This is a genomic window from Stappia albiluteola (assembly GCF_014050225.1).
GTDB lineage: Bacteria > Pseudomonadota > Alphaproteobacteria > Rhizobiales > Stappiaceae > Hongsoonwoonella > Hongsoonwoonella albiluteola.
Genome location: NZ_JACFXV010000043.1, coordinates 609338 through 634929 on the forward strand (window position 1 = coordinate 609338; position 25592 = coordinate 634929).

The following is a 25592-nucleotide window of genomic DNA, read 5'->3' on the forward strand; positions in this document are numbered from 1 at the left end:
GATTGAACACATTGACCGGCGCAATGCTTGGAAAGCCGATCGCGCGACGTTTTCTGATTACCAATTTCATCGTTCTGTGCTCGCTGGGCATGCTTGGCGTCGCATGGCTCCTCTACAGCCAGGCTCAGGACGCCGTACAGCGCGCTTACGACAAGCGTTATCAGTCGTATCTGCTGGCCGACGAACTCCGTCAGAGTTCCGACGATCTGACCCGTCTCGGGCGAACCTACGTAGTGACCGGCGACCCGGCCTACGAGCAGCAGTACCTCGATATTCTGGCCATCCGGAATGGCGAGAAGGCGCGGCCGCAGGATTATCATCGCGTCTATTGGGATTTCGTGGCGGCCGGCAGGAAGCCACGCCCCGACGGCCAGACGATCGCCTTGCTCGACCTGATGAAGCAGGCGGGCTTTTCCGATGCCGAATTCGCCAAGCTGAAGCAGGCTCAGGCGAATTCCGACGGGCTTGTCGGCCTCGAAGTCAAGGCGATGAACGCCGTGAAAGGTCTTTTCGACGACGGCAAGGGCGGTTTCAGCAGCAAAGGAGAACCGGACGCAAAGCTTGCCATGGACCTGCTGCATTCGCGCGAATATCACCAGTACAAGGCGCAGATCATGGCGCCGATCGACGAGTTTTTCGTTCTGCTCGACGAGAGAACCGGTCGTGCCATCGACAGCGCGGTGAGCGACGCGGAATTCTATCGTTACACACTGCTCGGCGCGATCGCCATCGTGATCGCCTGCTTCGTCGCCATGTCCTACCAGATCCTTACGAAGGTTCTTCGCCCCATGGGCAACCTCAATGCCGCCATGCTGCAACTGGCCGCAAACGACCTGGAGGCACGGATATCCGGTACCGAGCAGAGGGATGAAGTCGGCGAAATGGCCCGCTCGGTCGAGATTTTCCGTGACGGCCTGGTCGAGGCAAGCAGGCTGCGCGAAGGCCAGGAAGCCGATCAGGCGGTGCGGGAACGCCGGCAGGCGGCAATGGAAGAGGCAATCCGCAACTTCGACCGGGCAGTCAGCGAGTCCCTTGATGCGGTGACGAATGCCTCAAGCGAGCTGCGCACGACCGCAGAGAGCATGTCGGCAATTGCCGATGAGACGAGCCAACAATCCTCCGCGGTGGCAAGCGCCACCGAACAAGCCGCAAGCAACGTCCAGACCATGGCGGCGGCAACCGAAGAACTGACCAGTTCGATCGGCGAAATCGGCCGTCAGGTTTCCGCCTCCACCCGTATCGCCAGGCAAGCGGTGGATGATGCCGACAAGACCAACGCCCAGGTGCAGGCGCTCGCCAATGCCGCAAGCAAGATCGGCGACGTAATCCGCCTGATCAACGACATCGCCGCGCAAACCAACCTGCTGGCCCTCAATGCCACCATCGAAGCCGCGCGTGCCGGCGAGGCAGGCAAGGGCTTTGCCGTGGTCGCGGCGGAAGTGAAATCGCTTGCCGATCAGACCGCCCGTGCCACGGACGAGATCAGCGGTCAGATCAACGACATCCAGATGGCGACCACCGACTCGGTGACCGCGATCGAGGCAATCTCGAAGACGATCCGCAATATCAACGAGATCGCCACAAGCATTGCTTCGGCCGTCGAGCAGCAGACGGCAGCGACTGCGGAAATCGGGCGCAATGTCGATCGCGCGTCGGAAGCGACCGCCGATGTCGCTGCCAATATCGCCGGCGTCGCTCAATCCGCCAGCCAGTCGGGCGCCGCCGCCTCGCAGGTCCTCGCTTCTTCCGGTGGTCTGGCAAGCCAGTCGGAGAAGCTGCGCGAGGAAATCAACCGCTTCTTCGTGGCCGTTCGCGCCGCCTGATCCGTCAAATAGCATCGCCCTTTCATCGCCCGCGGCCGGGAAAACCGGCCGCGGGTTTTCGTTTGCCGGATTTGGCGTATCCGCAGCGCCGTGGCTTCGTCATGCTTGATTTTGGCGCCGGAACCGCCCCAACTGCTGCGGTCCCTGTTGCGAGTCATCGGCGTTGTTCATGAATTTCTCAATCGTTACTCTTGGCCGCGCCAAGTTGTTCCCGCGAGAGCGGCAAGCCGTTTCCTGCCTCTTTTTCATCAACGGCTTCGTCGTCGGCAGCCTCGCACCGAAAATTCCCGAGCTCGGCGAGAGGCTCGGGATTTCAGAAAGCGTGCTCGGGTTCCTGATCCTATGCTTCGGGCTTGGCTCATTGACCATGATGCCATTCATCGGGCCGATTATCGCACGTATCGGCTCGGCGCGACCGGCCAAGATCGCAGCCGCACTGCTTGCCCCGACGATCCTTTGGCTGACGCTTTCGCCGAACATCGCGCTCGCGGGCATCTCGCTTTTCCTTCTCGGCGGTTTCGCGGGCGCGATGGATATCGCCATGAACGCCAATGCGGTGAGCGTCGAACAGAAAACGCGCAGGGCGGTGATGTCGTCCTGCCATGGCTTCTGGAGTCTCGGCGGTTTTGTCGGCGCGGCCGGTGGCGGTATGCTGATTGAGGGCGCGGGCAACGCGACCCATGCTGCAATTGTGACCGTGACCGCTGCCGCGGGTTGCGCTCTGGCCTGGCGGAAGGTGCTTGAGGATCGCCCCGCAGGCAATAGAGAACGCAAACCGATCCGCCTGCCGCGTACGCCCCTGCCCTATCTCGTCGGTCTGATGGCGCTCGTTTCGATGGTGCCGGAGGGAGCCGTCCTGGATTGGGGAGCGCTTTATCTCAGGCAGACGTTTGCGGTCGATGTGGCCGCCTCGGGCCTGGCTTTCGGCGCCTTTTCCGCAGCCATGGCGCTGACCCGATTTGCCGGCGACACGATCCGCAACCGATTTGGCGCGACCGCGACGTTGCGTGCATCCGCCATGCTGGCTTTCGCGGGCATCTTCACCGCCAGCATCGCGCCACAGGCGGGGCTTGCAGTCGCGGGTTTTGCCATCGCCGGCATCGGCATCGCCAATATGGCGCCCATCCTCTTCTCCGCGGCCGGCAATCTGCCGGGAATGGCGCCGGGAATCGGCCTGTCTGTCGTCACTTTCATGGGATATTCCGGGCTTCTGATCGCGCCGGCGACAATCGGCTTCATAGCCGAACGGACCGGCTTCGGCGTCATCTATGCCGTTCTTGCCGTGCTCGTCGTGACCGTGGCCATCTTCAGCGGACAGGCTCGCCACGCCGACATGCGCTAGAACATTGATTTCGTGCCAACTTCTTACCAAGGATGCGATCCCGCTTTCGCCGAAAGCGTTCTCTTGGCACCTCCCGGTCTTGGTCCTTCTCCTGGAGCGCTTCTCGCTCAGTTGTTTTGCGGATCAGTCTCGGCCGCATAGACCCAGACGGCGGTCCTCCAGATTACCCAAAGAGACGGAACCGCCAGGATCAGGCCGAGACCGGCACTGACCTGCCAATCGAGATGGAGTAGGCCGCCGATCGCCCAGATCGTCATGAAACCGACGATCCCGATCTGCAAGGCAATGAGCAGTACGAGGCTGACGGTTCGTATCAGACTGTCGAATGTCACGACGCGTCCGCGACCGTCTCTCAGATCGGTACTTTTCATAGCGATGTTCCTGCGTGGGCCGAATGCGGCGGTGTCAGGACGTTCTCCCTGGCGGACCGTGGCGGTTTCGGCCTGTCTTCGGTATTAGCGGCTCGGGTTTCCACGGTGGCCGAGGAGCCGCGAGGCTCCCAATCCCAGCAGTGTCACTGCCAGCAACACGGCCACAGCCGAGGCAAGATCTCCCCAGAAGTGGAAAGGCAGGCGAAGCGCGGATGCGAACACTCCGATCAGGGTGCCAGCGAAAGCGGCCGTAAGGAGCGCGCAGAGGATCATCGACGTCACATCGCCACTGAGGATGCGAGGCATTCGTCCGGAGCGGTAGAGGCTCGCAAGGCCGAGGAACGCAAGGACGACAACTGCGAACAATCCGGCCGTCGTCGCCAGGCCAGCGAAATTTGCCAGCACGGTCATGTTGGGAAGTCCTAAAGGGCGAAACTCGCCCGCCACGCGATGTGCCTTCGCGCCAAGCCGGTGGCTGCGCCGTTTTATTTGGGCAACGGCGGAAAATACCTGTCACAGCTCTCTGCCGCAGCGATATACGCAACCAACCGCACTGATTTGAGTACGGATTCTTTTCCGCGCAAGATGTCTACAAGCGTAGGCACGATAATTATTTATTTTAGAAGCGTCCTATTCATACCTTAATTCCGCCACAGAGCGAGAGGTCTTGATTTTTTATGCTTTTTCCCGGCCATCGACCGGACCATCCGGAGTGAGTTCGATCCCGGTCAGCCGCTTGTCGAGATGGCGGGCGCGCCAGGCAAGCAGCTTTTCGGCATAGCGGACACGCGCCTTCTGATATGCCGGATCGTCCACCACGTTGCGCGTCTCGTCGGGATCATCGTCAAGGTCGAAAAGCAGGGGCGGCAAGCCGGCAAAGTGAACGTATTTCATATGTTTGTCGCGGATGACGGCCATGCTGCAGGCGTCCATATCAAGGCCGAGCGCCACCTGGGCCGTACCTCCCGCCACCTCTCGGAAGTCGTATTCCCAGTGAACTGTATCCCGCCATTTTTCCGGTTCACGCCCCTCCAGGAAAGGCGTCAGGGCAAGCCCATCCAGCCATCCGGGCCCCGGCGCGCCGATCGCCTCCAGAACCGTCGGCATGATGTCGATCGATTCCGTGAAGGCCTCCACCTTGCGCCCGAACCCTCCGGGATGGCGCGGATCGCGGATGACGAGCGGGATATGGAAGCTTTGATCGTAGAACCCCAGCTTGGACAGGAGCTGGTGATCGCCCATCATCTCGCCGTGGTCCGAGGTGAGCACGATCAGCGTGTTCCCGTATTCGCGCGTCGCCTTGAGACCGTCGATCAGCCGACCGATCTGCGCATCGACCTCGCTGACCATGCCCCAATAGGTGGCGCGGATACGCCGTCTCGTCGCTTCGTTCCAGTCCCGCACCTTTCCTTGCGCACCCCAGACAAAGTCGCTCTTGTCCTGGTTGTCGATCGCATAGGCAAGGAACGGGTGCACGTCCGCCGCTTCTTCCGGCGAAGCCGCGCCGCGGAAGACCGGACCGTCGGCCGGGTCGTACATTGACGCATAGGGCTCCGGCACGATGAAGGGCGGATGCGGGCGGATGAAGCTCACATGGGCAAACCATGGCTTAGCCGCGTCCACTCCGGCACGCCGCTCCCAGAGCCAGCGCTGAAACTCCTCCACCAGGAACGCCGTTTCCGTCTCCTCTGCGGAATAGGCGGGCGGTCGGCCGGAAGGCGGATCGGCCGGCCCCTCGTCCGGCAGCCAGATATCCTGGGCTCGCGCCGGCAGATCCCTGCCCTTCGCCTTCAGCCAGGACAGCCATGGCGTGTGATCCTCCGGCACCCGGACGCGGACGCTCATGCCGGGCAAGATGCCCTCATAGGTCCTGAGCCAGGGATCGTCGCCTGAGACGGTACGCGGGTCGACCGACTGGTCCGTATAGCCAAAGAGGGTCGGGTCATAGCCTTGGCGCCTGGCGGCCAGCGCGATCGTGTCGTGTCGGGCATCGAGCGGCGTGCCGTTCCTCACGACCCGCGTCGTCATCTGGTAGAGGCCCGTGTAGAGGCAGGCCCGCGCCGGCGAGCAAGGTGCGGCCTGGCAGTAATGCCGCGAGAAATACACGGCCTCCTCCGCCAGGGCATCGATATGCGGCGTCCTGACCACCGGATGGCCGGCTAATCCCAGGCAATCGCCGCGCCACTGGTCCGCCGTGATCAGGAGAACATTGAGCTTCACGTCCACGCCTCATGCAAGGGGAGCCGGTCTAAACAAATGGCCCCGGTCAACGGAAGCGGAGAGTTCCAAGAATTTCAGTGGCACGCAAGCGGTGAACGCTCTGTCGAATGGACCAGACGGCAAGAGTGACTATCTTCGGGTGGGAAGCTCTTCTGCACGGCCGCGAAAGGAAACGCTATGACCTGGATGCCTGGAAAAGATCCGATGCCGGGCGATGCCGGCGCCTGCGACCTGATCGACATGATCATCGTGCCGCGTGCTCGCGATCTCGGAGGCTTCGAGGTTCGCCGCGCCCTGCCCTCGCCCAAACGGCAGATGATCGGCCCCTTCATATTCTTCGACCAGATGGGACCGGCGGAATTCCTGGAAAGCGGCGGCATCGATGTTCGCCCTCATCCCCATATCGGTCTGGCGACGGTGACTTACCTCTTCGATGGCGAAATTCATCACCGCGACAGCCTGGGCTCGGATCAGGTCATTCGCCCGGGCGACCTGAACTGGATGACCGCTGGCAAGGGCATCGTTCATTCCGAGCGCGAGGATCCGGCCCGCAAGACGATGCCGCGCAAGATCTTCGGCATCCAGAGCTGGGTCGCGCTGCCCAAAACGCACGAGGAAAGCCAGCCGGTCTTCGAGCATCACGGTGCGGCCGGCCTCCCCGTCCTGTCGGATGGAGGGGCCACAGTGCGCGTGATCGCAGGCGAGATGTATGGCCTTCGCTCCCCGGTGGCCACTGCCACCGAGACGATCTATGCGGATGCGACGCTTGCCGCCGGCGGCCGGCTGCCAATCGATGCGAGCCACGAAGAGCGGGCGATCTACACCGTCGATGGCGAAATCGAGATTGCCGGAGACAAGTTCGGCCCCGGCCAGTTGCTCGTTTTCAAACCGGGAGACCCCATCACCGTTACCGCCAACGACAATGCCCGCTTCCTGGTATTGGGCGGCGAACCGATGGACGGCCCTCGCCATATCTGGTGGAACTTCGTCTCCTCTTCGAAGGAGAAGATCGAACAGGCGAAGGAAGACTGGAAAAGGCGGCGCTTCGACATTGTGCCCGGAGACGAGAAGGATTTCATTCCCTTGCCGGAAAGATAGGCTCTGTATCTGTTTCAGTATCTCCGCAACGATCCGAAATGCGGGCGTGCACTTTCAGGCAAAGTCAGCGGACGCTGAATATCTTGTACAGAATCTTGACGAGCTCCCTCACCCGATCATCGGCGAGCGAGTAGTAGATTTGCTTGCCTTCGCGGCGCGCCTTTACGTACCCCTCGAGGCGCAGGCGCGCCAATTGCTGCGACACTGCGGCCTGGCGTATCGAGAGCATTTCTTCAAATTCCGCCACCGAACATTCCCCTTCGGAAAGTCTACAGAGAATAATAAGCCGGCCCTCGTGGGCAAGGGCCTTTATAAGATCAGTCGCCTCCCTGGACTTTGCAGTCATTTTTCGAGAGCATCGATATTCAGCTTTTTGAATATTTCTGTGTGACTGGTGCATGGAAATGTTCATCTATTCAAAAACGGGAATCGGATGATATTATTGTCATTTCTATTTAATTTGCCTCGGGTAGAAAAGCTCAAAAACGCGGCCTGAAGGTGGAGCTATAACCCACTGAACCGCCTGCAATTTTGAACGCGGATGCGCAACCATTGGTCGCAAATGGTCGCTTTCCGGCTAACGATCGATCGGTTTCTGCCAGCTGAATGGTTCGAATCCCCTGCCCGTGTTTCGCAGCCTGCTTTCGGGAAAATCCATCACCACGTTGAGCCGCAGCACAGGGTCCGCTTCGTTCGTCAGGCCGGGATTTTCCCGATGCACGCTCAGCCTGACGCCCCGCTGCATCAGCTCTATCGCGCGACCTTGATCGATTGCCCTGTAAAGCTCGTCCGGCCAGTCCCAGCCATAGCGGACGGCCGTGGACCGAAGGATGTGGCCAAGCGTCACCTTGGCCAGCGGCACCGTTTGCGGATTGTCGCCGTTGAGCTTGATGCGGAGGAAGTCGAGCTGCTCTTCCACCGTCCCCCGCAGGCTGACGAAAAGGCTGCTTTGTCTTCCCCTCCCGTCGGCGGAGCCCAGCGGGACGAGTTCGCTTGAGCATTGCCAGCTTCCCTGCCGCAAGGGATCCGCCGACCAGTCCGACATCGGCACCCCGCTTTGCGCGATCTCCGCGCACAGATCGGCAGGATGCCCGGCAAAAACGATGTGAAACCGATCGGGATGGAAAGGCGATGGATCGAGCAGGCTGGGATCGGCGATCGGTTCGACTTCAGCCTCTATACGAACATCCGGCGCAGCAAGACGCTCCGCCGAGGGGACGTCCTCTGATCGTGCAACGAAAAATATCGCGAGAACGGCCGCGCCAAGCAGAGCGACCAGTCCCAGAAACAGGAACGGGCTCAAACGGCCAACCCTGTCCATGGTCTCCAGGAGCCCTGTCTCGCTACCATCGGGCCTTGTTCTGCGCTGACTGTTCCAGCGATCCATCCGCCAAACCGAAACCATTGCCTTGAAACGACGATCCGGTGCACCATGCCCTGAAACGAAAAAGGTCGCCACACCGGGATTCGACATGCTGGACGCGCTCGACAGGCGCATTGAAGACAAGCGTCAGGACCTCGTCGCATTGACGCAGGATCTCATCCGGATTCCGACCATCAATCCGCCCGGCGACGCCTACGTTCAATGCGCGGAATATATTGGCAACCGTCTGGCGCGGCGAGGCTTCGAGATCGCCTATATACGCGGGCAGGATACGCCCGGCGACAGCGACCGCTATCCGCGGACCAATGTGATCGCCCGGCGCGAGGGCGGCAAGCCCGGCTCCTGCGTCCATTTCAATGGCCATATCGATGTCGTCGAAGTGGGACGCGGCTGGACGGTGGATCCATTTGCCGGAATTGTGCGCGACGGAAAGGTGTTCGGCAGAGGCGCCTGCGACATGAAGGGCGGCATCGCGGCGGCGATCATCGCGGTGGAGGCGCTGATCGAACTTGCGCCGGATCTCGCCGGCGCCATCGAGATATCCGGCACGGTGGATGAGGAATCGGGTGGGCTCGGCGGCGTCGCCTATCTGGCCCGTCAGGGCTATTTCTCCAAACCGCGCGTCGACCACGTCATCATCCCCGAACCGCTCAACAAGGAAAGGATCTGCCTCGGCCATCGCGGCGTATGGTGGGCGGAGATAGAGACGCACGGCTCGATCGCGCATGGCTCGATGCCCTTTCTCGGCGATTGCGCGGTCCGCCATATGGGCGCGGTGATCGACCGGTTCGAAGCAGAGCTATTTCCATTGCTTGCCTCGAAGCACACCGACATGCCGGTGGTTCCGGAGGGGGCCAGATCCTCGACGCTCAACATCAACTCGATCCACGGCGGACAGCCGGAGGACTTCGACGGCCTGCCCTCGCCCTGCGTGCCGGACAGTTGCCGGATGGTGATCGACCGACGCTTCCTGATCGAGGAAGACATCGGCGAGGTGAAGGACGAGGTCGTCCGCCTGCTCAACCGGCTCGCGGCCGAGCGTCCGCGATTCAGCTATTCGGTGCGGGATCTTCTCGAGGTCCTGCCCACCATGACGGAGCGTGACGCACCCGTGGTGAAGGCAGTGGCCTCCGGCATCGAAGCGGTGCTCGGGCAGCGGCCGGACTACGTGATTTCTCCCGGCTCCTACGACCAGAAACACATTGCCCGGATCGGCCATCTGCATGATTGCATCGCCTATGGTCCGGGCATTCTCGATATCGCCCACCGGCCGGACGAGTTCGTGGTGATCGATGACATGGTGGCGAGCGCCAAGGTGATGGCAAGGGCGACGCTTGCCCTGTTGACCGGCGGCAAGGCCGCGCCGGAAGCGAACGGAAAAGGAAGGGCATCATGATCCGAAGGAGAAACGGGAGGCGATTGCTGCTCTCCGCCGGTGCGGCGCTGATCGGTCTTGCAGCCGCCCTTGCCATCAGTTCGCCCGCGTCTGCGGCGCGGACCGATGTGACGCTTGGCGTGCGACTGGAGCCGCCGCATCTCGATCCGACCGCCGGGGCCGCCGCAGCCATCGACGAAGTCGTCTTCATCAATGTCTTCCAGGGCCTGACCCAGGTCGACAGGGACGGCACAATCAAGCCGGCTCTGGCCGAGAGCTGGACCATCTCGGACGACGGAACGGTCTACACGTTCAAACTGCATCAGGGCGTGACCTTCCACGACGGGACAGCATTCGATGCCGAGGATGTGGTCTTCTCCCTTGACCGGGCGCGGGGCGCGGACTCCGTCAATGCGCAGAAGGCGAAGTTCGAGGTGATCGACAAGGTCGAGGCCATCGATCCCTCGACCGTGCGTATTACCCTCAAGCAGCCGACCGGCGACTTCCTTTTCACGCTTGGCATCGGAGATGCCGTCATGGTCGGCCCGGAAAGTGCCGACGCCAACAAGAGCGATCCCGTCGGCACCGGTCCGTTCAAATTCTCCCGCTGGGTGAAAGGCGACCGGGTCGACCTCGAACGAAACTCCGATTACTGGGGCACGCCGGCAAAGCTCGACAAGGCAACCTTCAAGGTCATCGGCGACAGCGCCGCGGCCCTTGCCGCCCTGATGGCGGGCGATGTCGACGGCTTCCCGATCTATCCGGCCCCGGAAAACCTGCCGCAATTCGAGGCCGACCCACGCTTCGCCGTCGTCGTCGGTTCGACGGAAGGCGAGACGATCCTGGCGACCAACAACGCGAAAAAGCCGTTCGACGACAAGCGGGTGCGACAGGCAATCGCGCATGCCATCGACCGCAAGGCGATCATCGACGGCGCGATGTTCGGCTACGGCACGCCGATAGGCTCGCATTTCGCGCCCCATCATCCAGCCTATGTCGATCTTGTCGGCACCTACCCGCACGATCCGGAAAAGGCGAAGGCGTTGCTGGCAGAGGCCGGTTATCCGGACGGCTTCAAGGCCACGCTGAAGCTCCCTCCCCCGGCCTACGCGCGGCGTGGCGGAGAAATCCTCGCCTCCGACCTGAAGAAGGTCGGCATCGAACTTGAACTGATCCCGCTCGAATGGGCCCAGTGGCTGGAGCAGGTCTTCAAGGGCAAGGATTACGATCTGACGATCGTCTCCCACACCGAAGCGCTCGACATCGATATCTACGCCCGGGACGACTATTATTTCGGCTACAAGAACCCTGAATTCAAAGCCCTGATCGCCAGGCTCGGCGCCACTACCGACACCACGGCCCGCTACGACCTGATGCGGGAGGCACAGAAGATCCTGGCCGATGACGCGGTGAACGGCTTCCTGTTCCAGCTTGCCAAGACCGGCGTCTGGGATGCGAAGCTGAAGGGCCTTTGGGAGAACGCCCCGGTGCAGGCCAACGACCTGACGGAGGTTTACTGGGAATAATAAGACAGACAGCGGGCGGGCGCCATCGCCCGCTCTCCAGCCGAACTCAGGCCAGCACGACAACTTTCGCGCCGAGATCGACGCGGTTGTAAAGGTCGATGATATCCTGCTGCCACATGCGAATGCAGCCGCTCGACGCATTGGTGCCGATCGATTGCGGCTGGTTGGTGCCGTGGATGCGATAGAGCGTGTCCTTGTTGCCTTGCCACAGATAGAGCCCGCGCGCGCCGATCGGATTCTGCGGGCCGCCATCCATGCCGTCGCGATATTTTTCCAGACTGGAATCGCGGGCAATCATCTCGTCGGGCGGAAACCACTTCGGCCATTCGCGCTTGAAGCCGACCGTCGCCTCTCCCGACCAGGCGAAACCCTCACGACCGACGCCGATACCGTATCGGATCGCCGTGCCGTCGGGCTGGATCAGGTAGAGGAATTTCGTGGAAGGGCTGACGACGATCGTTCCCGGCTCGTAATTCCCCGGACTGGAGACGGTCTGGCGCAGGAATGCGGGATCGAAATCGTTATAGGCAATCGCCGGCAACTGGAAGCCGCCGTCCTCGAGCGGCGCATAGGCGGACGCATAGTCGAACTGTTCGACGGGCGTGGAATAGGAAACGAAATTGACGGTCGGCAACGAAGCTCTGTTCGACGACTGGCAGGCAGCCAGAAGCAACGGCAGTGCGGCGACAACGGTGCGGCGGGTAAAACGGTGGCGGATATCCGCCCTGAAAATGGAAACCGGCAAGATCTTCGACACGGCGCGTCCACCTCTCAACTCAGGCAAGGTCGGAAGGCGGCCTGTGGCGTAAATCCGGATCCTGCCTTGTCTACTATTCCAAGGAACGAGCGCTGGCTTGATCTTGAGATTATGCGTTTGGAAACTTGTCTTTGTCGATGAAAAAGCTGCGGCAGGTTACAAAAGTGCGACCCGCCGCAGCCAAGGCCTGGCATCAATCCGGATCGGCGCCTTCCGCCTGCGGTTCGTCCGCAATCTTCGGACGCAGGTAGCGGCCGATGATCAGCGGCGCGACGAAACCGATGATCGCGAAGGCCCAAAGGCCGATTGTCAACGGAGAGGACAGCAGCACCGACCAGTCGCCATCGGAAATCTGTACCGCCCGCCTGAGGCTTTTTTCCATTTCGCCGCCAAGCAGGATACCGAGAATGATCGGCACCAGCGGCACGTCGAGCTTGCGCAGCACATAACCCATGACACCGAAGCCGACCATCACCATCAGGTCGAAGGTGGAGCCTGAAATGCCGTAGATGCCGACAAAGGAGATCATGGCAACGGCTGGCATCAGGAAGCGCGGCGGGATCAGGAGTACCCGCACGAAGAGGCTCACCATCGGGATATTCATCAAGAGCAGCATAATGTTGCCGATGAACAAAGCGGCGATGAGCCCCCACACCACATCCGGGTTCTTCTGGAAGAGCAGCGGCCCAGGCGTGATGTTGAGCGCAAGCAGCATGGCAAGCAGCACCGCCGTCGTGCCCGATCCCGGCACGCCGAGCGCGAGCATCGGCACAAGTGCGCCGCCGGCAGCGGCATTGTTGCCGGCCTCCGGTGCCGCCACGCCGCGCGGATCGCCCTTTCCGAATGTGCCCTTCTTGTCGGAGATCCGTTTCTCGACCGTGTAGGAGATAAAGGAGCCGAGCGAGGCTCCCGCCCCCGGCAACACGCCGGCGATGAAACCCAGCACTGTCGAGCGGCCCATCGCCCCGGCGCTTTCCTTGAGCATGGAAACAGGCGCCGTCACGCGGCTGAGTTTGGTGCCCGACGTCGAGGCTCCCCCTTCGCCGCGATGCTCGAGGAACAAAAAGACTTCGGAAATCGCAAAAAGGCCGACGATCGCCACCAGGAAGTCGATACCGCTGTAAAGGTGGACCTCGTTGTAAGTAAAACGCGCCACACCCGCCATGGCGTCGACACCGATCGTCGAAATGCCGAGGCCGATCATCGCCGCGATGGCCGCCTTCGCCTGATTGCGGGACGCGATGCCGCCGAGCGTGGCGAAGGCCAGCGCGTAAAGCGCGAAATATTCCGCCGGCCCGAACAGCAATGCGACGCCGACAAGCACGGGCGCGAGAAAGACCAGGCCCCAGGTGGCGAAGAAGGCGCCGACGAAGGAGGCAATGCCGGAAAGCGCCAGCGCCTCGCCCGCCTGCCCCTTGCGCGCCATGGGAAAGCCGTCGAGCGTCGTCATCAGCGCCGGCTCGTCGCCGGGGATATTCAGCAGGATCGACGAGATGCGCCCGCCATACATGGCGCCGTAATAGACGCTGGTCAGCAGGATGAGGGCCGGCGTTGCAGGCAGGCCGAGCGTGAAGGCGAGCGGGATGAGGATCGCCACGCCGTTCGACGGGCCGAGCCCCGGCAATGCGCCGATGATGGTGCCGAGGAAGCAGCCAAGCAGCGCCAGAAACAGGTTCTGGAAGGTGAAGGCGACTTCGAAGCCGGCGGCGAGCGAGGATAGAGCGTCCATGATGCCCCCTTAGAAGCCCCAGGGGCCGCGCGCCAGCGAGAGCCCGAGAACGAGATGGAAGACGACGTAGATGCCGACGGAGATCGCGACGCCCGCAGTCGCCGCGGCGAGAGGCGTCGTGCCGAGCCGCCAGCTCAGCACCGCGGCGGCGACGGCGGTGCACAGGACGAAGCCGCCGGTCGGCAGCAGCCAGGCATAGGCGAACATCACGGCGGCGGCGAAGGCGATCTCGACCAGGCCCCGCATGTCCGGCCACTCGGGCGGCGCATCGGGCACGAAGATCGGATAGAGCGCGCTGATCGCCAGCACGGCGCCGATGATATAGGGGAACGCGCGCGGCCCGACGGGGGTTTCGATGAAACCGAGTTCGATGGTGCTGGCCGAAACCAGATAGAAGCCGGCAAGCAGGAGACAGGCGATCCCGAAGATCCTGTCGCTCATGGGTGAGCCTCCCTTCACCGCCGCGCGATTACCCGGCAAAAAAATCCGGCGCGGGCAGTTTGTTGTTCTTCTGAAATGTCCCGAAATCAAAGACGTCCGGGCCATTTGCCCGGTACGCTGAAGCCGGCGGCAGCGGGGTGCAGCCGCCGGCTTTTCCGCAGAACCCGGCTTACTTGATGAGGCCGATTTCCTTGGACAGGGTCGCGACCTGATCGATCTGGTCGGCGACGAAGGCTTGGAAGGCCTCGCCGGACAGCGACAGCGGCATCAGGCCGTTCTGGGTCATGATGTCCTGCCATTCCTTGGAATCGTAGACGGTCTTCACCGCGTCCGACCAGAAGTTATAGGCATCGTCCGTCATGCCGCCCGGGCCGTAGAAGCCGCGCCAGTTGGCGCCGACCACGTTCAGGCCCTGCTCCTTGGCTGTCGGGAACACGTTGAACTCGCCCGGCAGACGATCCGGCGCCAGCACGGCGATGATCTTGATATCGCCGGAATCGACGAAGCCCTTCGCCTCGGAAATATCGCCCGAGAAGGCTTTCACGTGGCCGCCGAGGAGCTGCGTCACAGCCTCGCCGCCGCCGTCGAAGGCGACATACTTGACCTTCTTGACGTCGATACCGGCTTCCTTGGCCGCCATCAGCACCTTGAGATGGTCCCATCCGCCGACGGCCGAACCGCCTGCCAGCGGGACGGAGGACGGATCGGCCTTCACCTGCGCCAGGAGTTCCGGAAGCGTGTTGATCGGGGAATCCTTGGCAACGGCGATGATGCCGTAGTCGGCGCCGACCGTGCCGAGCCAGCGAACCTGGTCCATCGAGGCGCCCGGGAACGCGCCCTGGGCGAGACGGGTCGTCGTGGCCGAGGAAGCGGCGACGATCAGGTCGTTGTTTTCATTGCGCTTGTTGACCACTTCGGCATAGGCGACGCCGCCACCGCCACCGGCCATGTTGACCACCTGGACAGGGTTCGGCACGACCTTGATGTCATAGAGCGTCTTGCCGACCTGACGGCAGGTGAAGTCCCAGCCGCCGCCCGGATTGGCCGGCGCAATGCATTCGGTATTGCCCGGCTCGAAGGCGAGAGCGGAACCGGTCAGCGCGGCAACGGCGAAAAGGGTCGCAACCGACCCGGAAATCAGCTTTTTCACGGTGTCCTCCCTGGATCATCCCGCCGGGCCTTGCCGCCGCAAACGGTACAGATGACCATTTTCAAACTTCGCAAGCAGGCCCGCGTCGCAGAGGAACACTCCGGCGTCCTCCCCGCCGAAGCCTGCTTCCAAACGCCGGCCCTCCAACGCGGCCGGATACCTCCCTCTATTCCCTCAAGCTGTCATGAAGCTGTCAAGCAATTGATTTCCGTTACGACATTTTAGGGACCTTTGCCGGCTCCCCATTCTGGCCATCCTCGCCGAGCGCAATCCGAAGGTGATGAACGATCCGCCAGAGGTGATAGCCGCTGCGCTGCAGCCATCGCATCGCGTCCAGTCGAAGCAACGCGGTATCGGCATCCACCCGCTGGAGAGCGGCGGCGTCGAAGGTTTCCTCGCGAAACCGGCGGTCCCGCTCTTCCAGAAGCAGGCTTTCGCGCTCGAGTGTCGCTTCCAGAGCGGCGAGGTCGGCATCCGCCGGCAAGGCGCCAGCGAGGCGAAGCGGCTCCGCGGCCTTCGAAAGCGCCTCATTGTCGAGGATCGCATCAATGCGGACCTGCTGCTTCAGCCGGCTGTCCAGCCGCTCCAGGTGGTCGAGCGCATGCATGCAGGCGATATGCCGGCGATGCGGCAGCGCGATCTCGTCTCCCGTTCTTACCTTCTGGAGATAGTCGCGCGTCGCATCGATGGCGTTGCCGACGCGTTCCCGCGCCTCCGCACCATCGGTATAATCGACCGTTGGCGAGAGCGCGCTCGCCAGCACCGCGAACGCTTCGGCGGCAATTTCCCGGACGGTCGGCGCGGCCGCATCGATCGCCGCCTGCGGATCGGCAAGCAGCCTTTGATCCAGGCGCCTTAGCAGCGGCGCGCCGCGATCGGGGACAAGCCACTGCACCAGCTTCGCGAAGGCTCCGGCGAAGGGGAGTATCAGAACGACACCCAGAACATTGAAGGTGGTGTGGAAGGCGACCAGCGCGATCTGGCCATTGCCTATCTGCCCGCCCTGCAGCCAGCTCACGAAGGTCGCGTAGGGCGTGAGCAGGAAGAAGGCCATCGCGCCGGTCATCAGGTTGTAAATTACATGCGCCAGTCCGGTCTGGCGCATGGCGGTCGAACCGCCGATCGTGGCAAGCGCGGCCGTGCACGTGGTGCCGATATCCATTCCAATGACGAGGGCAGCCGCTTGGGGAAAGGAAATCGCCCCTGCCCCCAGCGCCACCAGCGCCGTCGCGACACCGACGCTGGATGCCTGCGTGACCAGCGTGATGACCACGCCCGTCAGGATCAGCTGCAGTCGGCCAAGCGTATCGTCGGCGGGAAAATCGGTCGGCGTCACCGTGCCTTCGAAAACGGCCATCCCCTTTTGCAGCGCGTCGAGACCGATGAAGAGCAGGCTGAAGCCGGCCATCGCCCAGCCGATGTGGCGCACCCTTCCCCGCCCGAACAGCCGCAGCAGGACGCCGACGAAGACAAGCGGCAGCACGATGGCACCGAGTTGCAGCTTCAATCCGAGGATCGTTACCAGCCAGCCGGTGGCCGTCGAGCCGATATTGGCGCCGAAGATCACGCCAAGCGCCTGGGGAAAGGTCAGAAGCCCGGCACCGACAAAGCCGACCACGGTCACGGTCGTGGCGCTCGACGACTGGACGAGCGCCGTCGTCGCCGCCCCTGCCACCGCGCCGGAAAGCGGGCTCTGCGTATGACGGGCGAGCGCGGCACGCATCGTGTTGCCGGCAAGGCTCTTCAGCCCGTCGGTCAGCACGATCATGCCGAGAAGGAAGAGGCCGATACCGCCCAAAACGGTCAGGATGGTTCCGGTCATCGATACTTTTGCCCGGCGGCACAAGGTTGAGGCAACCACTTGATCCGAAAGGTTGCGGATAGTCCATTCGCAATAACCGCTACCGATTGCGGATCGCGTGGACGGCTCTTACCCTGCGCATCATGTTTGCCTTCGCCATCAAACGCTTCGCCAGCCTTCTCGTCACGTTGTTGGTGGCGACCGGCGTCGTGTTTCTCGTGATGGAAGTCCTGCCCGGCGACCCTGCGGAGTTGATGCTGGGCGTGGAAGCGCGGGAAGACACGCTCGCGGCGCTGCGCCAGCAGCTGGGGATCGACCAGCCTGCCGCCCTTCGCTACCTCACGTGGCTTCATGGGCTCGTCACCGGCGATCTTGGCACCAGCTACACTTATTCCGTACCGGTGTCCGAACTGGTCGGCGAACGGCTCGCCGTCAGCCTACCGCTCGCATTCCTTGCGTTGCTCCTCTCCGTGGCGATCGCCTTTCCGGTCGGCATCGTTGCCGCGCGGCACCGCGGCGGACCGGCGGACACGGGTATTATGGCCCTGACCCAGATCGGCATCGCGGTGCCGAATTTCTGGTTCGCGATCCTGCTTGTCTATGTATTCGCGATCGCGTTGCGGCTTGTTCCCTCCGGTGGTTTTCCGGGCTGGGAAGCCGGCATCGGTCCGGCTTTGAGCGCCCTGCTCCTGCCCGCGATCGCGCTCGCCCTGCCCCAGGCCGCCATCCTCGCGCGCGTCCTGCGCTCCGGCCTGATCGACACGCTGCATGAAGACTACATCCGCACCGCAAGGGCCAAAGGGCTCACCCGGCAGGCCGTGCTCTGGCGCCATGCGGTCCGCAACGCCCTGATCCCGGTCCTCACCATCCTGGGCCTGCAATTCTCCTTCCTGATCGCCGGCACCATCATCATCGAGAACGTCTTCTATCTGCCCGGTATCGGCCGGCTGATCTTTCAGGCGATCACCCAACGCGACCTGATCGTGGTGAAAAGCGTCGTCACGCTGCTGGTGGCCATCGTCATCCTCGTGACCTACGCGGTGGACCTCGCCTATGCAGCCGTGGATCCCAGACTGAGGCGGCGCTGAACGATGGCATTCACCAAATCCCGTCTCCGCCGCCTGCGCTCCCATCTCTCCAGCCGCTCGCTGGTCGTGGGTGGTGCCATCACGTCGCTTGTCCTCGCGATGGCGCTGTTGTCGCTGGTCTGGACGCCTTATCCGATCGATGTGCTGTCGGTCGCCGACCGTCTCAAAGGACCTTCCACGGCTCATATTCTCGGCACCGATCAATATGGCCGCGACATCCTTTCCATGCTGATGGTCGGCGCGCGCACGTCCATCGCCGTGGCCCTCGTTGCGGTCGGCATCGGCATCTTCCTCGGCGTGCCGCTTGGGCTCGCGGCGGCCGCGCGCGGCGGATTGATCGAGGAGGCGGTAATGCGCTTCAACGATCTCGTCTTCGCCTTCCCCGCGCTTGTTTCGGCGATCATGATCACCGCGATTCTCGGCCCCGGCGCCATCAACGCGATCCTGGCCATCGGCATCTTCAACATTCCGGTCTTCGCCCGCGTCGCGCGGGGCGGCGCGCTGGCCTACAAGTCGCGCGACTTCGTGCTGGCCGCCCGCGTCGCCGGCAAGGGCGAGACGCGCATCGTTGCCGAGCACATCCTTCCGAATATCGCCAACCTGCTGATCGTGCAGGGCACCATCCAGTTCTCCCTCGGCATTCTGGCCGAAGCTGGTCTTTCCTATGTCGGCCTTGGCGCGCAGCCGCCGCTCGCCACCTGGGGACGCATGCTGAACGAAGCGCAGACCATGATGGCCTTCGCCCCGCAACTGGCGCTCTATCCGGGCCTTGCCATCGTCGTCACGGTGCTCGGCCTCAATCTCCTGGGCGACGGGTTGCGAGACATGCTCGATCCCAGACTCAAGCGGCGGGAGGCCTGATGCCGCTTCTTGCCGTCAACGGCCTCAACCTCTCGATCCACGGCACGCCGATCCTGAAGGATATTTCCTTCTCAATCGGGCGCGGCGAAACGCTGGGGCTGGTCGGAGAAAGCGGCTCGGGCAAGTCGCTGACGGCACTGGCGCTCATGCAACTCCTGCCTCACGGCAGCGAAACGCGGGGCAACATCCGCTTTCGCAAGCGGGACCTCGCAGGCCTTGCCGAGCGCGATCTCTGCAGAATCCGCGGCCGCCGCATCGGCATGGTGTTCCAGGAGCCGATGACTGCCCTGAACCCCCTGAAAACCGTCGGCGACCAGATTGCCGAAAGCCTGACCTGGCATCTCAAGGTATCGAAGGCCGAAGCCCTGGAACGTGCGGCCGAGCTCATGGGGCGGGTCGGATTGCCGGTCTCCCGGTTTCCGCTGTCGCGCTATCCGCACCAGCTTTCGGGCGGCCAGCGCCAGCGCGTCGTCATTGCCATGGCGATCGCCTGCAAACCGAAACTCCTGATCGCCGACGAACCGACCACCGCGCTCGACGTGACGATCCAGGCGCAGATCCTGGCCCTCATCAAGGAAATCGTGAAGAAGGACAATATGGGCCTTCTCCTGATCAGCCACGACCTTGCCGTCGTCGCCGAGATGACCGACCGGGTGGCGATCATGAAGGAGGGAGAAATCGTCGAAACGGGGCCGACGGGAAGCCTTTTCCGCACGCTGGCGCACCCCTATACGCGCAGGCTTTTCGACGCTTCGCGCCATGTGCCGAAACGTGCCGCGCCGCCGGTCCTCAATCTGGCTCCCGATCGTCCTGCGCCTCTGGTCAGCATCCGCAATCTGGTCCGCAGCTACCCCGAAAGGCGGCGCTCCCTGTTTTCAAGGCCGGCAAGCTTCGTGGCCGTCGATCGCGTAAACTTCGATATCCTGCCCGGCCAGAGCCTCGGTCTCGTCGGGGAATCGGGATGCGGCAAGTCGACGCTCGCCCGGACGATCCTTGGCCTTGAAAAGCCGGATGACGGCTCGATCTCGGTGCTTGGCCGCGATCCGCATTCCGCGCGCGGCGAAGAAAGGGAGGCCGTGCATCGCGCGGTGCAGGTCGTCTTTCAGGACCCTTACGGCAGCTTCAATCCGCGCCATCGCATCGGCCGCACGGTCGCCGAGCCGCTCCACCTCCTGCGCCGCGAGATCGACGACACCGAGCGGCGGCGCAGGGTGAGCGAGGCATTGGAGAATGTCGGCCTGTCGGCGAAGGACGCGGAGAAGTATCCGCACGAGTTTTCAGGCGGTCAGCGGCAGCGCATCGCGATCGCACGCGCACTCGTCACTCGCCCTCGCCTGATCGTCGCCGACGAACCGGTTTCCGCCCTCGACGTATCGATCCGCGCGCAGGTGCTCGACCTGCTGACGGAGCTGCGCGACCGTCTGGGCCTCGCCTATCTCTTCATTTCGCACGACCTTTCGGTGGTGAGGGCAATTACCGACGAGGTCATGGTGATGAATGCCGGCCGGATCGTCGAACACGGCCCGACGCCCGATGTCTTCGACCATCCGCGCCACCCCTATACGCGCCTGCTTCTCTCCGCCGCACCGAACCTCGACGCCGCGATCCGGCGGCGCGCCAAAAGAGAACGAAAGTCAGGGCTTGCAACGCAGGGCGAAAGCGGGAATGGAAATGAAGGCAGCTAAATAGCGGGAGCAAGCCGGGAATGCGGTTCGGGATCGACTGGGGCGGCACGAAGATGGAGATCATCGCGCTCGATGCGGCGGGCAACGAGGCCTTCCGCCGGCGTTTGCCAACGCCTCGCGACGACTACCAGGGCTGCATCGCCACGGTGGTCGACCTTGTCGAAAGCGCCAGGACGGCGACTGGCCGAACCGGTACCATCGGCTTCGGGATCCCCGGCTCCCTGTCCCCTGTCACGGGCCTTGTGAAGAACGCGAACTCGACCTGGATGAACGGCAAGCCGCTGGACAAGGACCTGGAGGCGGCGCTCGGTCAGCCGGTGCGCATCGAGAACGACGCCAATTGCCTGGCCGTTTCGGAAGCGACGGATGGCGCAGCGGCCGGGGCGCACCTTGTGCATGCCATCATCATCGGAACGGGCAGCGGTACGGGAATAGCGATTGACGGCAAGGCCCATCGCGGCGCCAACGGGATCGGCGGCGAATGGGGCGGGATCGTGCTTCCTTATTTGCGCCAGGACGAGTTTCCGGGCCCCAAAAGCTGGCTCGGACACCGCAACGCCATCGATATGCTGTGTTCCGGCACCGGATTCGAATGGGACTACCGGGAGACGACGGGCCGGGATATCCGGGGACACGAGATCGTACGGCGGATGCGTGAGGGCGAGGCGGAAGCCAAGGCCACCTATGGCCGTTATCTGGACCGGCTTGCCCGCGCCATGGCGATGTCGGCCAACCTGCTCGACCCGGATGTCTTCGTGCTCGGCGGCGGCATGTCGAATATCGACGAACTCTTTAGCGACCTTCCCAAGGCGATGGCCCCCTATATCTTCTCAGACCGGTACGAAGTGCCGATTCGCCGCGCCAGGCATGGCGATTCATCCGGCGTTCGCGGCGCTGCATGGCTCTGGAACGACTGACCGGCGCGTGCGCGCCATGTGACGTTCGCTGGATCCCACGGCAGCTTCGCTACGCATCTGGAGGTCGACCACAAGCCGGCGAGGCCTTAGGGTCAGGACTCATAAATTTGACTGGAATGGCGTTCGAGATGACGAGAGATGGAAGGAAAAGCTCGAAGAGCGGGGTTATTCCATCGGTCGAGGGCTTTGACGCGGCAGCTCGAAGTCAGCTCGATCGTCCTTTGGATCGGGCGGATCCGCACGGACTACTTTGTCGCAAACCCTTGCAAGGCTTTAGCCTTACTGTGGGCTTGCTCCTCGTATCCGCACAAATCCGCTCCGACCATTTCAGACAAATTAATGGGTCCTGACCCTAGATTCCCTGGCGGCGATGAAAGTACCGGCGGCGGCCGGCAACGCCGGAACGCGGAGGATTCGACCGGATGCTTCACAGTAGCGGACCGCTTTCCCGTGCAGGACATCTTCGTCCGCCGGGAGATCCCACGCCGCCCATGAGTGCTCGCTGATGGCACCCCGCCTGCTTTTGGCGATCTGCGTCTGCGTCATCTTTCTTCCTCTCGGCCTTGCCGCGACGAGCGGCCTGCGACCGAGATCGTTTTGGGATGAGCTCGCCTCCGGGGCGGCGATGCTGGCCTTCTCGATCTTCCTGCTGGAGTTCGCCCTGTCGGGGCGGTTCCGCCCGATCACGGGGCGCGTCGGCATGGACGTGACGATGCGTGTCCACCAACTCATCGCACGCACCGCACTTGTGGCCGCACTCGTTCATCCGTTCCTGTACCGAGCCGAATGGAACCCGCCCTATCCCTGGGACGTAACCCGGATCGAGACGGTTACGGCCAATATCGGCGCGCTCTGGAGCGGAATGCTCGCCTGGGTTCTTCTGCCCCCCTTCGTCGTGCTGGCGATCATGCGGGGGCGGCCGAATTACACCTACGAAGCCTGGCGGTTCGGCCATGGAGCCGGTGCTCTCGTCATTTGCGGGCTCGTGCTGCATCACACGCTGAGCGCCGGGCGCTATGCGTCAGCCCCATTCCTTGCCGGCTTCTGGATCGTCTTGTCGGCGCTCGCGCTTGCAAGCTTTCTCTGGATCTATCTTGCAGTGCCGTTGTTGCAGCTCCGGCGACCCTGGCGCGTAGAGAAGATTCGTCCCGTCGCCGAGCGGATCTGGCAGGTCGAGATCACGCCCGACGGGCATCGCGGGCTGGACTATGAGGCCGGCCAATTCGTCTGGCTCAATATCGGGCACAGTCCGTTCGGGCACAGGGAAAACCCGTTCTCGATCAGCTCAGCGCCGCGATCCGGCGCAAATCTGCAGTTCCTTATCAAGGAACTCGGCGACTTCACATCGAGCCTCGGCACGATCCGGCCGGGCACGCGCGCCTATGTCGACGGACCCCACGGCACTCTTACCATCGGCGCGCGCGAGGCAACCGGCATCGCGCTCATTGCCGGCGGGATCGGCGTAGCGCCGCTGATCGGTATCCTGCGCCAGCTGGCACTTGCGGATGACCCAAGGCCGCGCATCCTCGTCTATGCCGACCGTACTCCCAAACAGCTGGCATACCGTCCGGAACTTGAGGTTCTTGCGAGGAAGGCGAATACCGAGGTCGTGTTCGTTCTCAGCGAACCACCCCCTGGCTGGAGCGGCGAGAGCGGACTAATCGACCGGGCGCTGCTTGGCCGAATGTTCGGGCGGGCAGAGCACCACGACTGGCTGTTCGTCCTGTGCGGACCGCCGCAAATGCTGGCGAGCGTGGAAGATGCCCTCGTCGGCATCGGCGTGCCCGCGAGCCGCATCCTTTCCGAGAGGTTCGACTATGATTGACCGGATCCAGCTTGTTCCCGCCCGACATCGGCTCCGCCTGGCGTGGTGGGCATTCAATCTCTTCGTCATTGCGACGGTGCTGGCATTTGCGATGCGAGGGTGAAGTAGCCTGGAAGCAAGGCGCTTCCAGAACCGGATCAGCCAGGGCCGTCGGGCAAGAAGGCATGGGGCGTTATTGAGATGCCGCATTCGGTGATAGACTGAATTCTTGTTTCTTTTCAGGAACAGGAGGCAAGTCATGAGCCGTCAATCGCTCATACTCGTAGCCGCCGCCATCCTTCTCGCGTCGCCCGCCGAGGTCCGGCAGGCGGGGGCAGCCCCGTTGTCTGTCCCGAGAATCGACGCCGAACAGGCAAGACAGGTGACACCTATACGCTGGGATGGCAGACGCTGGTACGGACCGCGCTATCGCTATCGCCGGCCCGGCTACACCAACTTCTACGGCGGCTGGTGGTATCCCTTCGCCTGGTGGGCCAGCCCCGCGCTGATCTACCGCCCGTATCAGTCCTACTACTATTACGACCGGCCTTATTACCGTCCACGCGCGGTGAGCCGAAGCTGCGAATATTGGCAGGACCGCTGCATCGCCAACTGGGGATACGCCAATCCGGACTTCCGCGGCTGCATGCGTTATCACCGCTGCTATTGACGTTGCCGGGATGGCGGCGCACCTCAGTTGCCCTCCCAGACACCCTCCTCCATCGCGACTTTCCTGAGGAGGGTCGGACGGTCGGTGATCAGACCGTTGACGCCCGCCCGGATCAGGCGACGCATCCGGGCCTCCTCGTCGATCGTCCAGACATGGACGGCGATGCCGCGAGCGTTGCAAAATCTGTTGAAGCGGCGCGTCGGCAGCCTAATCGGGCCGTGCCAGACGGGTATCTGCGCGCAAAGCGCCTCGACGGCTGGAGACGGCATCAGCCACGAGCCGTATTTCAGGGCCCTGACATCCGCAGGTCCGGCACCGGTGCAAGCCCTGTCGCCGAAATGCTGGCGAACGGCGCTAAGCCTTTGATCCGAAAAGGAAGCGAGGCAAACCCGGTCGAGGCAGTTCATCTTCTCCATCAAGTCGATGGTCGGCGCCAGCGCATGATCGGTCTTGATGTCGATGTTGAAACGCAGGCCCGGAAAGTCGACCAGCGCTTCCTCGAGCGTCATGATCGGCTCGGTGCCGGAGATTTTCGCTTGCTGGATCGTATCGATGGGCAACTTTGAGAGTGTGCCGGTGCCGTCGGTCAGATCGTCCAGGTGGTCATCATGGAAGACGACCAGGACGCCGTCGCTGCTTGCCTGAACATCGATCTCGATGAAGCGGTAACCGATGTCCCGAACGGCTTCGAATGCCTTGCGGCTGTTTTCGGGGTGCTCCTTGCCGCCGCCGCGATGGGCGAAGCAGGCAAACTGCGTGTCAGCGAGATAGGGATGGCGGAAATTCATGGTGACTTTGTACCCAAAGCTGTCGCGTCCTGTCTCAATATGCCCACGACGGGACGCATTGTGCGACGTCCCACGGATCTCGGCGCCGTTATCGATACCGAAAGGTTGAATGCCCGAAGCAAAGCGCCTATACCCTATCCTATCCACGCGTTTCACCCGCTTCGCGCGGTCCGGGCCGGCAGACGCCGACGCCATTGATGAAACGCGCAAGACTGGCCGCCCATTCGGGCGGTTTCGCATCTGCCCTATCGGCAATCTTGCAATCGCCAACCCAGGAGGATGGTCCCCTGCAGGTACTCGTTCGTGACAACAATGTCGATCAGGCGCTTCGCGTCCTGAAGAAGAAGCTCCAGCGTGAAGGCCTCTATCGCGAGCTGAAGCGCCGCCGCGCTTACGAGAAGCCGTCGGAAAAGCGCGCCCGCGAAAAGGGTGAGGCCGTGCGCCGCGCGAGGAAGCTCGCCCGCAAGCTCGCCCAGCGTGAAGGCCTGATCGCCGGCCGCAACGCCCGCTAAGAACCAGGCCTGTTCATTCGCCGACGGCATGCTCACGCAATGCCATTGCGCCGAATGACGCCTTGGGTTAATCAGTGCGTTATGACGATGATCGCGACGAGCACGAAGGGCTGGTGGTGGCGCTGCTGAAGGCGGCCCGCGACGACGCGTGATCATTCGTCATCGACGTTTCGAAAGGCCGCCGCGGAACCCCGCAGGCGGCTTTTTCGTATCCGCCGGCGCGATCTGGTGTCCGTTTCAGGCGATTTGC

Annotated in this window: 23 protein-coding genes; 12 read left to right on the top strand and 11 right to left on the bottom strand. The window is 62.8% G+C overall.

The window, feature by feature from the left end:
- Positions 1-2 precede the first annotated feature (2 nt).
- Together H2509_RS07125 and H2509_RS07130 are read left to right on the top strand one after the other, a co-directional pair.
- Positions 3-1823 carry a methyl-accepting chemotaxis protein gene (locus H2509_RS07125; RefSeq protein WP_209001823.1) on the top strand — a complete coding sequence of 607 codons (1821 nt, stop codon included), beginning with the start codon at positions 3-5 and terminating at the stop codon, positions 1821-1823.
- Positions 1824-1992: 169 nt separating this feature from the next.
- Positions 1993-3165 (top strand): MFS transporter, encoded by a 1173-nt coding sequence (locus H2509_RS07130; protein ID WP_182163683.1) that lies wholly within the window; start codon positions 1993-1995, stop codon positions 3163-3165.
- Between the two features lie 107 nt (positions 3166-3272).
- Here the strand turns inward: H2509_RS07130 and H2509_RS07135 are convergent, their stop codons facing one another.
- The 3 genes from H2509_RS07135 to H2509_RS07145 all read right to left on the bottom strand — a co-directional run bounded on the left by H2509_RS07135 (position 3273) and on the right by H2509_RS07145 (position 5756).
- Positions 3273-3536, bottom strand: a complete 264-nt coding sequence (locus H2509_RS07135; protein WP_182163684.1) for a hypothetical protein — start codon at positions 3534-3536, stop codon at positions 3273-3275.
- An 84-nt stretch (positions 3537-3620) separates the two neighbouring features.
- A complete protein-coding gene (locus H2509_RS07140) occupies positions 3621-3947 on the bottom strand; it encodes a hypothetical protein (protein ID WP_182163685.1) in 327 nt (108 codons plus the stop codon).
- 264 nt (positions 3948-4211) lie between these two features.
- Positions 4212-5756: an alkaline phosphatase family protein gene (locus tag H2509_RS07145; RefSeq protein ID WP_182163686.1), complete on the bottom strand. Its 1545-nt coding sequence runs from the start codon at positions 5754-5756 to the stop codon at positions 4212-4214.
- A 177-nt stretch (positions 5757-5933) separates the two neighbouring features.
- Between H2509_RS07145 and H2509_RS07150 the strand changes: the two genes are divergently transcribed.
- The gene (locus H2509_RS07150; protein WP_182163687.1) at positions 5934-6854 is read left to right on the top strand and encodes a pirin family protein; all 921 of its coding nucleotides are present in this window, start codon (positions 5934-5936) and stop codon (positions 6852-6854) included.
- Between the two features lie 64 nt (positions 6855-6918).
- Here the strand turns inward: H2509_RS07150 and H2509_RS07155 are convergent, their stop codons facing one another.
- The gene (locus H2509_RS07155; protein ID WP_182163688.1) at positions 6919-7266 is read right to left on the bottom strand and encodes an ArsR/SmtB family transcription factor; all 348 of its coding nucleotides are present in this window, start codon (positions 7264-7266) and stop codon (positions 6919-6921) included.
- Positions 7267-7431: 165 nt separating this feature from the next.
- Positions 7432-8175, bottom strand: a complete 744-nt coding sequence (locus H2509_RS07160; RefSeq protein WP_182163690.1) for a DUF6030 family protein — start codon at positions 8173-8175, stop codon at positions 7432-7434.
- 151 nt (positions 8176-8326) lie between these two features.
- Between H2509_RS07160 and H2509_RS07165 the strand changes: the two genes are divergently transcribed.
- Complete coding sequence (locus H2509_RS07165; protein ID WP_182163692.1) at positions 8327-9634, top strand: acetylornithine deacetylase/succinyl-diaminopimelate desuccinylase family protein; 1308 nt, start codon at positions 8327-8329, stop codon at positions 9632-9634.
- Positions 9631-11139, top strand: coding sequence for an ABC transporter substrate-binding protein (locus tag H2509_RS07170; protein ID WP_182163694.1), 1509 nt, complete (start codon positions 9631-9633; stop codon positions 11137-11139). The genes H2509_RS07165 and H2509_RS07170 overlap by 4 nt, the downstream gene beginning before the upstream one ends.
- A gap of 46 nt (positions 11140-11185) precedes the next feature.
- Here the strand turns inward: H2509_RS07170 and H2509_RS07175 are convergent, their stop codons facing one another.
- From H2509_RS07175 to H2509_RS07195, 5 genes are all read right to left on the bottom strand, one after another.
- Positions 11186-11896, bottom strand: coding sequence for a L,D-transpeptidase (locus H2509_RS07175; protein WP_328805007.1), 711 nt, complete (start codon positions 11894-11896; stop codon positions 11186-11188).
- Positions 11897-12089: 193 nt separating this feature from the next.
- Complete coding sequence (locus H2509_RS07180) at positions 12090-13625, bottom strand: tripartite tricarboxylate transporter permease (protein ID WP_182163696.1); 1536 nt, start codon at positions 13623-13625, stop codon at positions 12090-12092.
- Between the two features lie 9 nt (positions 13626-13634).
- Complete coding sequence (locus H2509_RS07185; protein WP_182163698.1) at positions 13635-14066, bottom strand: tripartite tricarboxylate transporter TctB family protein; 432 nt, start codon at positions 14064-14066, stop codon at positions 13635-13637.
- Positions 14067-14235: 169 nt separating this feature from the next.
- Entirely contained in the window at positions 14236-15216 is a 981-nt protein-coding gene (locus tag H2509_RS07190) for a Bug family tripartite tricarboxylate transporter substrate binding protein (RefSeq protein ID WP_182163700.1), read from the bottom strand.
- Positions 15217-15427: 211 nt separating this feature from the next.
- On the bottom strand, positions 15428-17038 hold the full coding sequence (locus tag H2509_RS07195) for a Na/Pi cotransporter family protein (protein WP_182163702.1): 1611 nt from the start codon (positions 17036-17038) through the stop codon (positions 15428-15430).
- Positions 17039-17160: 122 nt separating this feature from the next.
- Here H2509_RS07195 and H2509_RS07200 point away from each other — a divergent pair, with 122 nt between their 5' ends.
- The 6 genes from H2509_RS07200 to H2509_RS07225 all read left to right on the top strand — a co-directional run bounded on the left by H2509_RS07200 (position 17161) and on the right by H2509_RS07225 (position 24042).
- Positions 17161-18105 carry an ABC transporter permease gene (locus H2509_RS07200; protein WP_182163851.1) on the top strand — a complete coding sequence of 315 codons (945 nt, stop codon included), beginning with the start codon at positions 17161-17163 and terminating at the stop codon, positions 18103-18105.
- Positions 18106-18108: 3 nt separating this feature from the next.
- Positions 18109-18966: an ABC transporter permease gene (locus H2509_RS07205; protein WP_182163704.1), complete on the top strand. Its 858-nt coding sequence runs from the start codon at positions 18109-18111 to the stop codon at positions 18964-18966.
- A complete protein-coding gene (locus tag H2509_RS07210) occupies positions 18966-20651 on the top strand; it encodes an ABC transporter ATP-binding protein (protein ID WP_182163706.1) in 1686 nt (561 codons plus the stop codon). Before H2509_RS07205 ends, H2509_RS07210 begins: the two co-directional genes overlap by 1 nt.
- Positions 20652-20671: 20 nt before the next feature.
- Positions 20672-21568: an ROK family protein gene (locus H2509_RS07215; RefSeq protein WP_182163708.1), complete on the top strand. Its 897-nt coding sequence runs from the start codon at positions 20672-20674 to the stop codon at positions 21566-21568.
- Between the two features lie 505 nt (positions 21569-22073).
- A complete protein-coding gene (locus tag H2509_RS07220; protein ID WP_182163711.1) occupies positions 22074-23393 on the top strand; it encodes a ferredoxin reductase family protein in 1320 nt (439 codons plus the stop codon).
- Between the two features lie 238 nt (positions 23394-23631).
- Entirely contained in the window at positions 23632-24042 is a 411-nt protein-coding gene (locus H2509_RS07225; protein WP_182163713.1) for a hypothetical protein, read from the top strand.
- Between the two features lie 23 nt (positions 24043-24065).
- Here H2509_RS07225 and H2509_RS07230 read toward each other — a convergent pair whose 3' ends face one another.
- Positions 24066-24830 (bottom strand): glycerophosphodiester phosphodiesterase family protein, encoded by a 765-nt coding sequence (locus H2509_RS07230; RefSeq protein ID WP_182163715.1) that lies wholly within the window; start codon positions 24828-24830, stop codon positions 24066-24068.
- A gap of 197 nt (positions 24831-25027) precedes the next feature.
- Here H2509_RS07230 and rpsU point away from each other — a divergent pair, with 197 nt between their 5' ends.
- Positions 25028-25342, top strand: coding sequence for a 30S ribosomal protein S21 (gene rpsU, locus H2509_RS07235; RefSeq protein ID WP_182163717.1), 315 nt, complete (start codon positions 25028-25030; stop codon positions 25340-25342).
- Positions 25343-25592 lie beyond the last annotated feature (250 nt).

Excerpts from the sequence above, each read along its gene's own strand:
- H2509_RS07130 (WP_182163683.1), top strand. The coding sequence starts at position 1,993 with ATGAATTTCTCAATCGTTACTCTTGGCCGCGCCAAGTTGTTCCCGCGA.
- H2509_RS07135 (WP_182163684.1), bottom strand. The coding sequence starts at position 3,536 with ATGAAAAGTACCGATCTGAGAGACGGTCGCGGACGCGTCGTGACATTC.
- H2509_RS07140 (WP_182163685.1), bottom strand. The coding sequence starts at position 3,947 with ATGACCGTGCTGGCAAATTTCGCTGGCCTGGCGACGACGGCCGGATTG.
- H2509_RS07150 (WP_182163687.1), top strand. The coding sequence starts at position 5,934 with ATGACCTGGATGCCTGGAAAAGATCCGATGCCGGGCGATGCCGGCGCC.
- H2509_RS07155 (WP_182163688.1), bottom strand. The coding sequence starts at position 7,266 with ATGAACATTTCCATGCACCAGTCACACAGAAATATTCAAAAAGCTGAA.
- H2509_RS07160 (WP_182163690.1), bottom strand. The coding sequence starts at position 8,175 with ATGGACAGGGTTGGCCGTTTGAGCCCGTTCCTGTTTCTGGGACTGGTC.
- H2509_RS07165 (WP_182163692.1), top strand. The coding sequence starts at position 8,327 with ATGCTGGACGCGCTCGACAGGCGCATTGAAGACAAGCGTCAGGACCTC.
- H2509_RS07170 (WP_182163694.1), top strand. The coding sequence starts at position 9,631 with ATGATCCGAAGGAGAAACGGGAGGCGATTGCTGCTCTCCGCCGGTGCG.
- H2509_RS07180 (WP_182163696.1), bottom strand. The coding sequence starts at position 13,625 with ATGGACGCTCTATCCTCGCTCGCCGCCGGCTTCGAAGTCGCCTTCACC.
- H2509_RS07185 (WP_182163698.1), bottom strand. The coding sequence starts at position 14,066 with ATGAGCGACAGGATCTTCGGGATCGCCTGTCTCCTGCTTGCCGGCTTC.
- H2509_RS07195 (WP_182163702.1), bottom strand. The coding sequence starts at position 17,038 with ATGACCGGAACCATCCTGACCGTTTTGGGCGGTATCGGCCTCTTCCTT.
- H2509_RS07200 (WP_182163851.1), top strand. The coding sequence starts at position 17,161 with ATGTTTGCCTTCGCCATCAAACGCTTCGCCAGCCTTCTCGTCACGTTG.
- H2509_RS07205 (WP_182163704.1), top strand. The coding sequence starts at position 18,109 with ATGGCATTCACCAAATCCCGTCTCCGCCGCCTGCGCTCCCATCTCTCC.
- H2509_RS07210 (WP_182163706.1), top strand. The coding sequence starts at position 18,966 with ATGCCGCTTCTTGCCGTCAACGGCCTCAACCTCTCGATCCACGGCACG.
- H2509_RS07215 (WP_182163708.1), top strand. The coding sequence starts at position 20,672 with ATGCGGTTCGGGATCGACTGGGGCGGCACGAAGATGGAGATCATCGCG.
- H2509_RS07220 (WP_182163711.1), top strand. The coding sequence starts at position 22,074 with ATGGCACCCCGCCTGCTTTTGGCGATCTGCGTCTGCGTCATCTTTCTT.
- H2509_RS07225 (WP_182163713.1), top strand. The coding sequence starts at position 23,632 with ATGAGCCGTCAATCGCTCATACTCGTAGCCGCCGCCATCCTTCTCGCG.
- H2509_RS07230 (WP_182163715.1), bottom strand. The coding sequence starts at position 24,830 with ATGAATTTCCGCCATCCCTATCTCGCTGACACGCAGTTTGCCTGCTTC.
- rpsU (WP_182163717.1), top strand. The coding sequence starts at position 25,028 with ATGAAACGCGCAAGACTGGCCGCCCATTCGGGCGGTTTCGCATCTGCC.